The 14,854-nt window shown below is 62.2% G+C and carries 12 protein-coding genes and 2 tRNA genes; 10 read left to right on the top strand and 4 right to left on the bottom strand.

All coding sequences use genetic code 11. From position 1 onward, the window contains the following. Window positions 1–5 precede the first annotated feature (5 nt). Both IRZ77_RS27410 and IRZ77_RS22700 read left to right on the top strand, forming a co-directional pair. Window positions 6–890 (top strand): methyl-accepting chemotaxis protein, encoded by an 885-nt coding sequence (locus tag IRZ77_RS27410; protein ID WP_371034222.1) that lies wholly within the window; start codon window positions 6–8, stop codon window positions 888–890. Between the two features lie 204 nt (window positions 891–1,094). Further along, a complete protein-coding gene (locus IRZ77_RS22700; RefSeq protein WP_046613316.1) occupies window positions 1,095–1,562 on the top strand; it encodes a DUF2867 domain-containing protein in 468 nt (155 codons plus the stop codon). Between the two features lie 32 nt (window positions 1,563–1,594). Here the strand turns inward: IRZ77_RS22700 and IRZ77_RS22695 are convergent, their stop codons facing one another. The 4 genes from IRZ77_RS22695 to IRZ77_RS22680 all read right to left on the bottom strand — a co-directional run bounded on the left by IRZ77_RS22695 (window position 1,595) and on the right by IRZ77_RS22680 (window position 4,738). Then, window positions 1,595–3,160: an ABC transporter permease gene (locus IRZ77_RS22695; protein ID WP_046613314.1), complete on the bottom strand. Its 1,566-nt coding sequence runs from the start codon at window positions 3,158–3,160 to the stop codon at window positions 1,595–1,597. Then, complete coding sequence (locus tag IRZ77_RS22690; RefSeq protein WP_046613312.1) at window positions 3,160–4,173, bottom strand: extracellular solute-binding protein; 1,014 nt, start codon at window positions 4,171–4,173, stop codon at window positions 3,160–3,162. Before IRZ77_RS22690 ends, IRZ77_RS22695 begins: the two co-directional genes overlap by 1 nt. 303 nt (window positions 4,174–4,476) lie before the next feature. Then, window positions 4,477–4,563: transfer RNA gene (locus IRZ77_RS22685), tRNA-Leu, on the bottom strand. A gap of 88 nt (window positions 4,564–4,651) precedes the next feature. Beyond that, a tRNA-Leu gene (locus IRZ77_RS22680) sits at window positions 4,652–4,738 on the bottom strand. A gap of 271 nt (window positions 4,739–5,009) precedes the next feature. Between IRZ77_RS22680 and rnr the strand changes: the two genes are divergently transcribed. The 8 genes from rnr (at window position 5,010) to IRZ77_RS22640 (ending at window position 14,681) form a co-directional block, all read left to right on the top strand. Next, window positions 5,010–7,580: a ribonuclease R gene (gene rnr, locus IRZ77_RS22675; protein ID WP_196174465.1), complete on the top strand. Its 2,571-nt coding sequence runs from the start codon at window positions 5,010–5,012 to the stop codon at window positions 7,578–7,580. Further along, window positions 7,577–8,323: a 23S rRNA (guanosine(2251)-2'-O)-methyltransferase RlmB gene (gene rlmB, locus IRZ77_RS22670; RefSeq protein WP_046613310.1), complete on the top strand. Its 747-nt coding sequence runs from the start codon at window positions 7,577–7,579 to the stop codon at window positions 8,321–8,323. Before rnr ends, rlmB begins: the two co-directional genes overlap by 4 nt. Before the next feature lie 295 nt (window positions 8,324–8,618). Continuing rightward, window positions 8,619–9,044, top strand: a complete 426-nt coding sequence (gene rpsF, locus IRZ77_RS22665) for a 30S ribosomal protein S6 (RefSeq protein WP_013974420.1) — start codon at window positions 8,619–8,621, stop codon at window positions 9,042–9,044. Window positions 9,045–9,072: 28 nt separating this feature from the next. After that, window positions 9,073–9,303, top strand: a complete 231-nt coding sequence (gene rpsR, locus IRZ77_RS22660; protein ID WP_003249563.1) for a 30S ribosomal protein S18 — start codon at window positions 9,073–9,075, stop codon at window positions 9,301–9,303. 33 nt (window positions 9,304–9,336) lie between these two features. Beyond that, the gene (locus IRZ77_RS22655) at window positions 9,337–10,200 is read left to right on the top strand and encodes a hypothetical protein (protein ID WP_003259010.1); all 864 of its coding nucleotides are present in this window, start codon (window positions 9,337–9,339) and stop codon (window positions 10,198–10,200) included. Between the two features lie 20 nt (window positions 10,201–10,220). Beyond that, window positions 10,221–10,667, top strand: coding sequence for a 50S ribosomal protein L9 (rplI, locus tag IRZ77_RS22650; RefSeq protein ID WP_003249568.1), 447 nt, complete (start codon window positions 10,221–10,223; stop codon window positions 10,665–10,667). A 113-nt stretch (window positions 10,668–10,780) separates the two neighbouring features. Then, the gene (gene dnaB / locus IRZ77_RS22645; protein WP_015271992.1) at window positions 10,781–12,178 is read left to right on the top strand and encodes a replicative DNA helicase; all 1,398 of its coding nucleotides are present in this window, start codon (window positions 10,781–10,783) and stop codon (window positions 12,176–12,178) included. A 202-nt stretch (window positions 12,179–12,380) separates the two neighbouring features. After that, window positions 12,381–14,681: a YgiQ family radical SAM protein gene (locus tag IRZ77_RS22640; protein ID WP_046613306.1), complete on the top strand. Its 2,301-nt coding sequence runs from the start codon at window positions 12,381–12,383 to the stop codon at window positions 14,679–14,681. Window positions 14,682–14,854 lie beyond the last annotated feature (173 nt).

Here is a 14,854-nt window from a genome sequence, read left to right as displayed (position 1 = left end):
GCGACATGGCTTCGGCGGTTAACCGCTTTGTCGACAAGCTGCAACCCATCGTGCGCGAGGCGGGCGAGGTGGCGCAGCGCACCGGCGTGGAGATTGGCGCGATGGCCCAGCGCAATGCCGGCGCCGATGCTGCCGCTGCACTGCAACGCGATGAAGTGGCGGCCAGCCTGCGCGATCTGTCGAGCATGGCCGATGAGGCCCAGGCTGAAAGCCATGCCATGCAGGCGGCCCTGCAGCAGGTGGTGGATATCCGCCAGGCTACTGACGAGAACAGCCGTACCTCGACTCAGCTCGCCGGTTTGATCGAGAACCTGGCCGGGCAGGTGGAGGCCGGCTCCCAGGTGATCGAGCGCCTGGCCAAGCAGAGCGAGCAGATCGAAGTGGTGCTGACCGTTATCCACGGCATCGCCGAACAGACCAACCTGCTGGCCCTGAACGCGGCCATCGAAGCCGCCCGTGCTGGCGAAACCGGGCGCGGGTTTGCCGTGGTGGCCGATGAGGTGCGGGCGCTGGCGAGCAAGACGCAAAGTTCTACGGGAGATATCCAGGCGCACATCGCCGCGCTGCAGAAGGGGGCCAAGGAGGCCGTGGCCACCATCAGCCAGGCCGGTCTCAAGGCCAGCGAAGGGCTGCTGGTGTTGCGTGACAACGAGCGCCGCCAACAGTCGGTGCAGGCAGCGGTGGAGCAGGTGCACGCAGCCATCGGCCTGGCCACCCGGGCGGCCGAGCAGCAGGCGAGCGGGGCGCAGGCGGTGCGTGGGCGGGTGGAAACCATACACGCCCAGGCCGAACGCTCGGCCGAGGTGGTGATGCAGACCACCGCAAGCAGCAAGGTGCTGGATGACCTGGCCGCACAGCTGCGTGCCAGCCTGGGCCAATTCAGGGCATAGAAATTCGCAAGCGAATCGCAATCCCTGTGGGAGCGGGTTCACCCGTGAAGAAGACGACGCGGCATGGCACCGGCTCCGCCGGTGTTCGCGGGTTAACCCGCTCCCACAGGGCAAGTGCAAGCTTCTGCAATTGTGCAAGGCCATCGAGTTTTGGCGGTGCAGTGTTGCTAAGATGGCAACGACACATGGCAAACGGAGTTGTTCATGTCAGCTCAACTGGTCGCCGCCCCGGCCGCCCTGGATTTTCTCCATTGCGACAGCGTGCATGTCAACGCGCCCATGACCGCTCTCCAGGCCTACTGCACCATGACTTCGGACGTCCCAGGCTGGCTGGCCAAGGCCTTTCGCCTGCGCGATTTCATCTCGCGCCGCTTCAATGTCACTGCTATCCACGGTTTCTCATCGCGCAGCCCCGAACGTTTGCCGGTAGTGGGTGAGCATCTGGACTTTTTCCTGGTCGAGGCAATCAGCGACCATCAATTGGTCCTGACCTCGCGCGACACGCACCTGGCGGTGATGGTGAGCATGGATCTGGATGAGCCGAGGGATGGCCAGCAGCGTTTGAGCGTGACCACCTCGGTACAGTGCTTCAACCGCTTCGGCCGCCTCTACATGCTGCCTGTCGGCAAGGCGCATGGGCCGATTGTGCGGCGCATGCTGCGAAACATCTGATGGCTTCATCGCCGGCAAGCCGGCGAAGAAGGTTATGCCTTGTTCAGATACATCCGCGTAGTCAGCAGGTATACGGGCAGCCCCGACACCACGATCAGCAACGCCGCATAAGGCGCTGCCGCCGCGAACTCGACGTTGGCCGTGTGCGCCCACACCTCGGTGGCCAGGGTGGTCATTCCGGTCGGGCTGAGCAGCAAGGTAGCTGTCAGTTCCTTCATGGCATCCAGGAACACCAGGGCAAATGCTGCAGCCATGGCTGGGAAGATGATCGGCAGGGTCACCCGGCAGAACGCGGCAAAGCTGCCCGCGCCCAAGGTCCGCGCCGCTTCCTCCAGTGTAGGTGAAGCCTTGTTCAGCGCGGTGCGCACCGGCGACTGCGCCAGCGGCAGGAACAGCAGCGCATAGGCCAGCAGCAACAGTGCTGTGGTCTGGTATAGCGCCGGCACGTAATGCAGGGCGAAGAACACCAGGGTCAGGGCAATCACCAGGCCGGGCAGGGCATGCAAAAGGTATGGCAGGCGCTCGGCCCAGATTGCCAGGCGGCCCTTGTAGCGCACCACCAGGAAGCTGATAGGCAGGGCCATCAGCACGCAGAAACCGGCACCACCCAGCGACACCGACAGCGAGGTGAACAACGCCTTGGAAATGGCTGCCACCGGGAATGCCGCCGATGAACCCACGCTCAGCCAGTAGCCGAGCATGGCCAGCGGAATACCGCTGCCCAGCACCGCCAGGCCCACGCAGAACAGTTGCGCCAGCACAGCCCAGCCACGTAGCCGCACTGGTTGCGCCCGACGCGCCACGCCCTGGCCGATGCGCACATGGCGGGCCTTGCCACGTACCCGCAGTTCAAGCCACAGCATCAAAAGGCACATCGCCAACAGTACGGCGGACAGCATGGCCGCATTGGCATTGCTGAACTCCAGTTCGAACTGCTGGTAGATAGCCGTGGTGAAGGTTTGCAGGCCGAGGATCGACAGGGCGCCGAACTCCACCAGCATGTGCAGGGCGATCAGCAGCGCGCCGCCCAGCATCGATGGCCACAGCAGCGGCAGGGTGACCTTGATGAATACTTCCCGGCGGCTGCAACCCAGCGTACGTGCCGATTCCTCCAGCGAGGTATCGAGGTTGCGCAGGGTTGCGGCCACCGGCAGGAACACCAGCGGGTACTTGGACAGGGCCATGACCATGATCGCTCCGCCCAGCCCTTCGAAGTCGGAACTCAGCGACACCCAGGTGAAGCTGCTGACGAACGACGGCACGGCAAACGGCAGGCATAGCACCACTCCCCATAGCCGACGGCCGGCCAGATTGCTGCGCTCCAGCAGCCAAGCCAGGGCCAGGCCGACCACCATGCAGGTCAGCGTCACCCCGACCATCAGCATCAGGGTGTTGCGCATCAGCCCCCAGACAAACGGCCGCCACAGCAGGTGCATGGCTTCTCGCCAGCCGGCCTCCCAGGCTTTCATGGCAACGTACAGCAAAGGCAGCAAGCTCATCGCTACCAGGAACAGCACAGGCAGCACCACCCAGACGGAGGGGCGCTTGCGGCGCGGTACGAAGCGTACTGGCACCGGCTCGGACAGGGCGGCAGTCATCAGAGCAGGCCGACCTCGCGCTCAAGCTCGATCGCTTCCTCTGCATTGCCCAGGTCGGCTGGTGAGATCTTCGGCGGGCGCAGGTCTTCGAACGGCTTCAGGCCACGGTCGGAGACCATGCCTTTGTGCAGCGGGTACTCGGCGGTGGTCTGGGTGATCACGCGCTGGCCTTCTTCGCTGGCCATCCAGTTGAGCAGGGCCTGGGCTTCCTTCGGGTGCTTGCTGGCCTTGACCACGGCTGCGCCGGAAATGGTGACCAGGTTGCCGGCATCGCCATCGGCCAGGTAGTAGAGCTTGGTGTCCAGCTTGCCGCGCTCGCGCTCAAGCGCATACCAGTAATAGTTGTTCACCAGTACCGCAGCGACTTCGCCCTTTTCCACGGCTTTGAGGGCGACCATGTTGTTGGTGTAGGTCTTGCCGAATGCCTTCAGGCCGGTCAGCCATTCTTCGGTGGCTTCTCGCCCGTGCATCTTCAGGATAGCCACGGCCTGCTCCTGGAAGGCGCCGCTGGTGGGTACATAGCCGACGCGACCTTCCCACTCGGGGTTGGCGAAGTCCATCACTGTGGTCGGCAGGTCTTTCTCGTCGACCTTCTTCGGGTTGAACACGACGATACGCGTACGGGCGGTAATGCCCATCCAGGTGCCGTTGGTGCCAACGTACTCCTTGGGCATCATGTTCGCGGTGGCGTCGTCGATCTTTGCCAGCAGGCCCAGTTCGCCCAGGTTGTTCAGGGGCGGGGACTCTTCGGTATAGATGATGTCGGCCGGCGAGCGTTCGCCTTCCTCGATGATCTGGCTGGCCAGCTGGTTGCTGCTGCCCTTGCGAATATTTATGTGGATGCCGGTCTTGGCCTCGTAGGCCTTGGCGATGGCCTCGCCGATTTCCTTGTGCTGACCGTTGTACATGGTCAGGGTGACCGGTGCGTCTGCCATGGCGGCCGGAGCGCCGATGGCCAGGCTCAGCACGGCGGCGGCCAAGGTACGCATCAGCGGTTGCGGGCGGATCGTCATGCGGGTACTTCCTCGCTTACGGCTACATATTTGGAAACAATGGTAAACGAAATCGTTTCTCAAGTGGCCGGGTGACGAGAAATTCATGGTCAGACCATGGTGTAACAGTCTGTAGGGGCGTTGGCTGTGCCGGCCTCTTCGCGGCTAAAGCCGCTCCCGCAGGTCTTGAGGGGAGTGAAATACCTGTGGGAGCGGCTTTAGCCGCGAAGAGGCCGGCACAGGTCTGTACCTATGACCGAAAGAGGAGGGATACAAAAATCGCAGGCAAGAAAAAACCCACTAGCAAGCTAGTGGGTTTTTGTATGGTGCCCAGGAGAAGACTCGAACTTCCACGACCGTTAAGTCACTGATACCTGAAACCAGCGCGTCTACCAATTCCGCCACCTGGGCAAAGCTTTACATCGTCTGGAGAAGGCGACTATCGTTCGCTTTCACACAGTAGTAACAGATCCTTGGTCATCTGTTACTTGAAAATATTTGGTGCCCAGGAGAAGACTCGAACTTCCACGGCCGTTAAGCCACTGATACCTGAAACCAGCGCGTCTACCAATTCCGCCACCTGGGCACACATTCGAGATTACTTGATGCTTTACAGCGCCGCTCATCTCTACTACAACTTCGGGGTTGTCCGTCGTTGTGGTGCGCACTATACGGACGGTCCGGGGGGCTGTAAACCCCCCGAGCAAAAAAAATTTCAAAAAATTCAACTTGTTGATTCCGCAGGCCTATTCCTTCTCGCCGGAGACGCCGGTAGGGCTGTCCAAGGCTGACATTTCCGGTTTCAATACGCCTATGCCAGAATTCATATCTATATACCCCAAGGTGAACCCCTTCTGATGGCCGATTGGCAATCCCTCGATCCCGAGGCCGCTCGCGAAGCGGAAAAATACGACAACCCCATTCCCAGCCGTGAGCTGATCCTGCAGCGCCTCGCCGACCGTGGCGAACCGGCCGCACGCGAGGAGCTGGCGGCCGAGTTCGGTCTTTACGACGAAGACCAGATCGAAGCACTGCGCCGCCGCCTGCGCGCCATGGAGCGCGATGGCCAGCTTATCTATACCCGGCGCGGCACCTATGCCCCGGTAGACAAGCTGGACCTGATCTGCGGCCGCGTTTCCGGTCACCGCGATGGCTTCGGCTTCCTTATTCCGGACGATGGCAGCGAAGACCTGTTCCTCAGCCCGTCGCAGATGCGCCTGGTGTTCGACGGCGACCGCGGCCTGGCCCGGGTCTCTGGCGTCGACCGCCGTGGTCGCCGCGAAGGCGTGCTGGTCGAAATCATCTCCCGTGCCCACGAAAGTGTGGTCGGCCGTTACTTCGAAGAAGGCGGCATCGGCTACGTGACCCCGGACAACCCGAAGATCCAGCAGGAAGTGCTGGTCACCGCCGGGCGCAACGGCGGTGCCAAGATCGGCCAGTTCGTCGAGATCAAGATCACCCACTGGCCCACCCCGCGCTTCCAGCCGCAAGGCGATGTGGTAGAGGTCATCGGCAACTATATGGCGCCGGGCATGGAAATCGACGTTGCCCTGCGCAGCTACGATATCCCGCACGTCTGGCCCAAAGACGTGATCAAGGAAGCGCGCAAGTTCCGCTCTGAAGTCGAAGAGAAGGACAAGGAGAAGCGCGTCGACCTGCGCCACCTGCCGTTCGTCACCATCGACGGCGAGGACGCCCGCGACTTCGACGATGCTGTCTATTGCGAGCCGTTGGGCAAGCTGCGCCTGTTCTCCGGTGGCTGGCGCCTGTATGTGGCCATTGCCGACGTGTCCAGCTACGTGCGCCTGGGTTCGGCCCTGGACGTCGAGGCCCAGCAGCGCGGCAACTCGGTGTACTTCCCCGAGCGTGTGGTGCCTATGCTCCCCGAAGAGCTGTCCAACGGCCTGTGCTCGCTGAACCCGCATGTCGATCGCCTGGCCATGGTCTGCGAAATGACCATGAACAAAGCCGGCCAGATGGTCGACTACCAGTTCTACGAAGGCGTCATCCACTCCCACGCCCGCCTGACCTATAACAAGGTCAGCAGCATGCTCGAGCATTCCCGTACCCGTGAGGGCAAGGCGCTGCGCGAGGAGTACAAGGCAGTCGTCCCGGACCTGAAGAACCTGTACAACCTGTACAAGGTGCTGGTGGAGGCCCGTCACACACGCGGCGCGATCGACTTCGAGACCCAGGAAACCCGCATCATCTTCGGTGACGAGCGCAAGATCGCGGAAATTCGCCCGACCGTGCGCAACGACGCCCACAAGCTGATCGAGGAATGCATGCTGGCGGCCAACGTGGCCACCGCCGAATTCCTGCAGAAGCATGGTGTGCCGGCCCTGTACCGCGTGCACGACGGCCCGCCGCCGGAGCGCCTGGAAAAGCTGCGCGCGTTCCTGGGCGAACTGGGCCTGAGCCTGCACAAGGGCAAGGACCCGTCGCCGAAAGACTACCAGGCACTGCTTGCGAGCATCGCCGGGCGCCCGGACTTCCACCTGATCCAGACCGTGATGCTGCGTTCGCTGAGCCAGGCGGTTTACAGCACCGAGAACAACGGCCACTTCGGCCTGAACTACGAGGCTTATACCCACTTCACCTCGCCGATCCGTCGTTACCCGGACCTGCTGGTGCACCGCGCCATCCGCAGCATCATCCGCTCCAAGGTAGATACCCCGCACGTCAAGCGTGCTGGCGCCATGAGCATCCCCAAGGCGCGTATCTACCCGTACGACGAAAACACCCTCGAGCAGCTCGGCGAGCAGTGCTCGATGACCGAGCGTCGGGCCGATGAAGCCACCCGTGACGTGGTCAACTGGCTCAAGTGCGAATTCATGAAGGACCGCGTGGGCGAGACCTTCCCGGGTGTGATCACCGCGGTGACCGGCTTCGGCCTGTTCGTCGAGCTGACCGACATCTACGTAGAAGGTCTGGTGCACGTCAGTGCGCTGCCGGGCGACTACTACCACTTCGATCCGGTGCATCACCGCCTGTCTGGCGAGCGTACCGGTCGCAGCTTCCGCCTGGGCGACACGATCGAGGTCAAGGTCATGCGCGTCGATCTGGACGAGCGCAAGATCGACTTCGAGGTGTCGGAAAAGACCCTCGCTGCCCCGATCGGCCGCAAGCAGCGTGGCGCCGCACCGGCTGCCAGCCACGCCGAGCAAGCCCCGGTCGAGGCCAAGGCCACGCCGAAGCCGCGCAGCCGCAAGAGCGAGACCGCCGAGGCGTACTTCCCGAAAGACGCCGTGCAGCGTAACGCCGAAGTGCGCAAGAGCCGCGAAATGAAGAAGGCGCTGATGAGCGAGGCGCGCAGTGGCGGCCATGCCAGCAGCAAGTCGGACAAGGGTGGCAAGGCTTCCGGCAAGCCGACCAAGCACCGTAAAGGCCCGTCGAAGTCCGGCGCGCCACGCAAGAGCAAGTCATGAGTCAGCTGGAAAAGATCTACGGCGTGCACGCCGTGCAGGCATTGCTGCAGCACCATCCGAAGCGGGTCAAGCAGATCTGGCTGTCGGAAGGGCGCAGCGAGCCTCGCTTGCAGGCGCTGCTGGCGCTGGCCGCGGAACATCGCGTGGCGGTCGGCCAGGCCGAACGCCGTGAGATGGACGCCTGGGTAGAGGGCGTGCATCAGGGTGTGGTCGCCGAGGTGAGCCCGAGCCAGGTCTGGGGCGAGTTGATGCTCGAGGAGTTGCTCGAGCGCACCGAAACACCACCGCTGATCCTGGTGCTGGACGGTGTCACCGACCCGCACAACCTTGGTGCCTGCCTGCGTACCGCCGATGCCGCCGGTGCCACGGCAGTGGTGGTGCCCAAGGACAAGTCCGCAACCCTGACGCCGGTCGTGCGCAAGGTGGCCTGTGGCGCCGCGGAGGTGATCCCGCTGGTGGCTGTGACCAACCTGGCGCGCACCCTGGAAAAACTGCAGCAGCGTGGCCTGTGGGTGGTAGGTACCGCCGGCGAGGCCGAGCAGGAAATCTACCAGCAGGACCTGACCGGGCCGCTGGTGATGATCATGGGCGCGGAAGGCAAGGGCATGCGCCGGCTGACACGCGAACATTGCGATTTTCTGGTGAAGTTGCCGATGGGCGGTAGTGTCAGCAGCCTGAACGTGTCGGTGGCGACGGGCGTGTGCCTGTTCGAGGCTGTGCGTCAGCGTCAGGCCAAGCGCTGATCTTCGGCCTGTACCAGCCCTATCGCCGGCAAGCCAGCTCCCACAGGTGCGCCACAGGGTTCAGCACCTGTGGGCGCTGGCTTGCCGGCGATAGGGCCAGTGCAGGAATAAAGTGCTTCCGGCTGTTCAAATATTCACCAATCACCTTGCTTGTACGCCTCGCCTTCTCTACAATTGCGCCCCTTGCCGAGCTGGCAGGCGCTCATGTGCCTCCCCTCCGTGCAAGACATACAGTGTCATTCACTCCTTGTCTGACCAGATTCGCTGGCAGACTACTAACCCGTAAGGAGCATTCATGCGTCATTACGAAATCATCTTCCTGGTTCACCCGGACCAGAGCGAGCAAGTCGGCGGCATGGTTGAGCGTTACACCAAGCTGATCGAAGAAGATGGTGGCAAGATCCACCGCCTGGAAGACTGGGGCCGTCGTCAACTGGCCTACGCAATCAACAATGTTCACAAGGCTCACTACGTGATGCTGAACGTTGAGTGCACCGGCAAGGCCCTGGCCGAGCTGGAAGACAACTTCCGCTACAACGATGCCGTTATCCGTAACCTGGTCATCCGTCGCGACGAAGCCGTTACCGGCCAGTCCGAGATGCTGAAGGCTGAAGAAAACCGCAGCGAGCGCCGTGAGCGTCGTGAGCGTCCTGAGCATGCTGAATCCGCCGACGGCGACGACAGCAATGACAGCGACTCCAGCGATAACGCTGACGAGTAATCCACGGACCTTTAGAGGAGCCTATTAAATGGCACGTTTCTTCCGTCGTCGTAAATTCTGCCGCTTCACTGCTGAAGACGTGAAAGAGATCGACTTCAAAGATCTCAACACCCTGAAAGCTTACGTATCCGAAACCGGCAAGATCGTTCCAAGCCGTATCACCGGTACCAAAGCTCGTTATCAGCGTCAGCTGGCTACCGCTATCAAGCGCGCCCGCTTCCTGGCCCTGCTGCCCTACACCGACAGCCACGGCCGCTGAGACCGGGTCGTCGACAAGCAGTAAGGGATTAGCATGCGAGCGTTAGCAAGTTTCATCATGCGCGGTCGTGTGCAGGCCACCCTGGTGGTGGTCATCAGCGCGGTACTGCCGCTGCTGTTCTGGTTGAGTGCCGCTGCCGGCAGCCTTGTGCTGCTGCGGCGTGGGTTCAAGGATGCTACAACGGTCATCGCCGGCGGCCTGCTGGCCGGGCTGGCCGTGTGGGTCATGGGCGATCCCATCACCTTTCTGGTGATCGCTGGTGCCCTGGGCTTGGCTGCGCTGTTGCGCGCCGAGCATCCCTGGAGCCGGGTGTTGCTGGTCAGTGCCGTGTTCGCCGTGGCTTTCAGCCTCGTGCTCGATCTGGCATTGGCGCAAACCTTCGATGTGCTGGCCAAGGCGTTTGCCGAAGCCATGCCGAAAATCGAGGGGCAGCCGGTGCTCTCCGGTGAGCTGATCCGCCCTGTGCTGGTCGCTTCCACAGCAGTGACGGTGCAATTGTTCAGTGTGCTGGCCCTGGTGCTGGCGCGCTACTGGCAGGCAGCGTTGTACAACCCTGGAGGCTTCGGTCGCGAGTTTCGCGCCCTGAAGTTGCCGAAACAGACCATGGCGGTCTTGGTGGCAGTGATGGTGGTGGCCCCGTTCATCGGGCCGCAGTTCATCGTCCTGGCATCGGCCTCGAGCCTGGTACTGGTGCTGGCCGGCATCGCCTTGATGCATGGGCTGGTGGCACAGGGGCGACTGGCCGGTTTCTGGCTGGTGGGCATGTACGTGACGTTGCCGCTGATCATGCAGCTGATTTATCCGTTGCTGGTGGTTTTGGCCATTGTCGACAGCCTGATTGATTTTCGCGGTCGCAAGTCCCCCAAGGGGAATGACTCCGCGAACGGTGAAGGTTAAAAGTTAAGAGGTTTTACCAAATGGAACTGATCCTGCTGGAAAAAGTCGCTAACCTGGGCAACCTGGGCGACAAAGTAAAGGTTAAGGCTGGTTACGGCCGTAACTTCCTGCTGCCATTCGGCAAGGCCACCGTTGCCAACGCCGCCAACCTGGCTGCGTTCGAAGAGCGTCGCGCCGAGCTGGAAAAAGCAGCTGCTGACAAGAAAGCTTCGGCTGAAAGCCGCGCTGCCCAACTGGCCGAGCTGGAAGTGACCATCACTGCCACCGCTGGCGACGAAGGCAAGCTGTTCGGTTCGATCGGCACCCACGACATCGCTGACGCCCTGACCGCCTCCGGCGTTGAAGTGGCCAAGGCTGAAGTTCGTCTGCCGAACGGCACCATCCGTCAGGTTGGCGAATACGACGTAGCCGTGCACCTGCACAGCGACGTTGAAGCCACCGTACGCGTGGTCGTCGTAGCTGCCTAAGCTGCGCTGACTGGCTGGCTCCTTGTGGGTCAGGCGGTTAACATCGGGCACGGTCCTGTTTTCGACAGGCCGTGCCCTTTGTCTTTTTCATCCTCCAGAATTCTTTCGTGGCCATGAACGAGATCACCACCTCCGAACAGCTTGACCTGCAAACTGCAGCCCTGAAGGTGCCGCCGCATTCCATCGAGGCCGAACAGGCCGTGCTCGGTGGCCTGATGCTGGACAACAACGCCTGGGAGCGGGTACTGGACCAGGTGTCGGATGGCGACTTCTACCGGCATGACCACCGCCTGATTTTCCGTGCCGTGCACAAGTTGGCCGACGCCAACCAGCCATTCGACGTGGTGACCCTGCACGAGCAGTTGGACAAGGAAGGCCTTTCTTCGCAAGTCGGTGGCTTGGCGTACTTGGCAGAGTTGGCCAAGAACACCCCGTCGGTAGCCAACATCAAGGCCTACGCCGCGATCATTCGCGAGCGCGCCACCCTGCGTCAGCTGATCAGCATCAGTACCGATATCGCCGACAACGCTTTCAACCCCCAAGGGCGCAACGCCGAAGAGATTCTCGACGACGCCGAGCGGCAGATCTTCCAGATTGCCGAGGCGCGGCCGAAGACCGGCGGCCCGGTGGGGGTCAACGAACTGTTGACCATGGCCATCGACCGCATCGACACGCTGTTCAACTCCGACAGCGACATCACCGGTGTTTCCACCGGCTTCACCGACCTCGACGAGAAGACCAGCGGCCTGCAGCCAGCAGACCTGATCATCGTCGCCGGCCGACCGTCGATGGGCAAGACCACCTTCGCCATGAACCTGGTGGAAAACGCCGTACTGCGTACCGACAAGGCGGTGCTGGTGTTCTCCCTCGAGATGCCAGGTGAATCGCTGATCATGCGTATGCTCTCGTCCCTGGGCCGTATCGACCAGACCAAGGTGCGTTCCGGCCAGCTGGACGACGACGACTGGCCGCGCCTGACCTCGGCGGTGAACCTGCTCAACGACCGCAAGCTGTTCATCGACGATACCGCCGGCATCAGCCCCTCGGAAATGCGTGCGCGTACCCGCCGCCTAGCCCGTGAGCACGGCGAAATCGCCATGATCATGGTCGACTACCTGCAGCTGATGCAGATTCCGGGTTCGGCCGGTGACAACCGGACCAACGAGATTTCCGAGATCTCCCGCTCGCTCAAGGCCCTGGCCAAGGAGTTCAACTGCCCGGTCATCGCCCTGTCGCAGCTGAACCGCTCCCTGGAACAGCGCCCGAACAAACGCCCTGTGAACTCCGACTTGCGTGAGTCTGGTGCGATCGAGCAGGACGCCGACGTGATCATGTTCGTGTACCGCGACGAGGTGTACCACCCCGAGACCGAGCACAAGGGCGTGGCGGAAATCATCATCGGTAAACAGCGTAACGGCCCCATCGGCTTCGTGCGCCTGGCGTTCATCGGCAAGTACACCCGCTTCGAGAACCTTGCGCCGGGCATGTACAACTTCGACGACGACGAATAAGCCACCGGCCTCATCGCCGGCAAGCCAGTTCCCACAGGAGACCACTGCCTTGAGGCCGGTGGAGCTCCTGGAGGCGTTTGCTTGCCGGCGATGAGACCGGTACAGGCAACCCATGAATCCGACAACCATCGTCGGATTTGGTCAAAATTTGTGCTATATTCCGCGCCCGCGATTTCCCTGCACACCAGAACCGGTCACTGACATGCAAGCAGCCAAACCACTCTACGACTATCCCAAGTACTGGGCCGAATGCTTCGGGCCAGCACCTTTCCTGCCGATGAGCAGGGAGGAGATGGATCTGCTCGGCTGGGATTCCTGCGACATCATCATCGTGACCGGTGATGCCTACGTCGACCACCCGTCGTTCGGCATGGCCATCATCGGCCGCCTGCTGGAGGCCCAGGGCTTCCGCGTGGGCATCATTGCCCAGCCGAACTGGCAGTCGAAAGACGACTTCATGAAACTCGGCGAGCCGAACCTGTTCTTCGGCGTGGCTGCGGGCAACATGGACTCGATGATCAACCGCTATACCGCGGACAAGAAAATCCGTTCCGACGACGCCTACACCCCTGGTGGCCTTGCCGGCAGGCGCCCGGACCGCGCCAGCCTGGTGTACAGCCAGCGTTGCAAGGAAGCCTACAAGCACGTGCCGATCGTGCTCGGCGGCATCGAGGCTTCGCTGCGCCGCATCGCCCATTACGACTACTGGCAGGACAAGGTCCGCCACTCGATCCTGATCGACGCCAGCGCCGACATCCTGCTATTCGGCAACGCCGAACGCGCGGTGGTCGAGGTGGCCCAGCGCCTGTCCAACGGCGAGAAGATCGAGACCATCACCGATGTGCGCGGCACTGCTTTCGTGCGTCGCGACACGCCTCAGGGCTGGTACGAGATCGATTCGACCCGCATCGACCGCCCGGGCCGCGTCGACAAGATCATCAACCCGTACGTGAACACTCAGGACACCCAGGCCTGTGCCATCGAGCAGGCCAAGGGCGACCAGGAGGACCCGAACGAAGCCAAGGTCGTGCAGATCCTCGACAGCCCGAGCATGACCCGGGAAAAGTCGGTGATCCGCCTGCCGTCGTTCGAGAAGGTGCGTAACGACCCGGTACTCTATGCCCATGCCAACCGGGTGTTGCATCTGGAGACCAACCCGGGCAACGCCCGCGCCCTGGTGCAGAAGCATGGCGAAGTGGATGTGTGGTTCAACCCGCCACCCATCCCCATGAGCACCGAGGAAATGGACTACGTGTTCGGCATGCCCTATGCCCGTGTGCCGCACCCGGCCTACGGCAAGGAACGCATCCCGGCCTACGAGATGATCCGCTTCTCGGTGAACATCATGCGTGGCTGCTTCGGTGGCTGCACCTTCTGCTCGATCACCGAGCACGAAGGCCGCATCATCCAGAACCGCTCGCACGAGTCGATCCTGCATGAAATCGAAGAGATGCGTGACAAGGTGCCGGGCTTCACCGGCGTGGTTTCCGACCTTGGCGGCCCGACTGCCAACATGTACCGCATCGCCTGCAAGAGCCATGACATCGAGAAGCACTGCCGCAAACCGTCTTGCGTGTTCCCGGGCATCTGCGAAAACCTCAACACCGACCACAGCTCGCTGATCGAACTGTACCGCAAGGCTCGCGCCCTGCCGGGTGTGAAGAAGATCCTGATTGCCTCGGGCCTGCGTTACGACCTGGCGGTGGAGTCGCCGGAGTACGTCAAGGAGCTGGTCACCCACCACGTCGGCGGTTACCTGAAGATTGCCCCGGAGCATACCGAGCGTGGCCCGCTGGACAAGATGATGAAGCCGGGTATCGGCACCTATGACCGCTTCAAGCGCATGTTTGAGAAGTTCTCGAAAGAGGCGGGCAAGGAACAGTACCTGATCCCGTACTTCATTGCCGCGCACCCGGGCACCACCGATGAAGACATGATGAACCTGGCCCTGTGGCTGAAGGGCAACGGCTTCCGTGCCGACCAGGTGCAGGCGTTCTACCCGTCGCCGATGGCCTCGGCCACGGCCATGTACCACTCGGGCAAGAACCCGCTGCGCAAGGTGACCTACAAGAGCGAAGGCGTGGAGATCGTCAAGAGCGAGGAGCAGCGCCGTCTGCACAAGGCGTTCTTGCGTTACCACGACCCGAAGGGCTGGCCGATGCTGCGTGAGGCACTGCAGCGCATGGGCCGCGCCGACCTGATCGGGCCGGGCAAGCACCAGCTGATCCCGCTGCACCAGCCGCAGACCGATACCTACCAGAGTGCACGCCGCAAGAACTCGACCCCGGCAGGTAGCCACAAGGTGGGCAAGGAGCAGAAGGTCCTTACCCAGCACACCGGCCTGCCGCCGCGTGGCAGTGATGGCAGCAAGCCTTGGGACAAGCGTGAAAAAGCCAAGGCTGAAGCGTTCGCGCGTAACCAGCAGGCGGCCAAGGAGCGCAAGGAAGCGGCCAAGGGTGGCAAAGGCAACAAGAAGCCGCGTCAGCCAGTGATCCCGCGCTGATTTCGGGGGCCGCTTTGCGGCCCAATCGCCGGCAAGCCAGCTCCCACAGGAATTGTACAAACCCCGAGGCTTGCACTGTACTTGTGGGAGCAACTGTCTTGCTCAATTTCTAAAAGCTGGCGTGATCCCTGTGGGAGCGGGCTTGCCCGCGAACACGGGCGAAGCCCGTGCCA

This window comes from Pseudomonas pudica (assembly GCF_015680405.1).
GTDB classification, from domain to species: domain Bacteria; phylum Pseudomonadota; class Gammaproteobacteria; order Pseudomonadales; family Pseudomonadaceae; genus Aquipseudomonas; species Aquipseudomonas pudica.
Note: the sequence above shows the minus strand (reverse complement) of the source record. Positions and strands in the feature narration are given on the sequence as shown.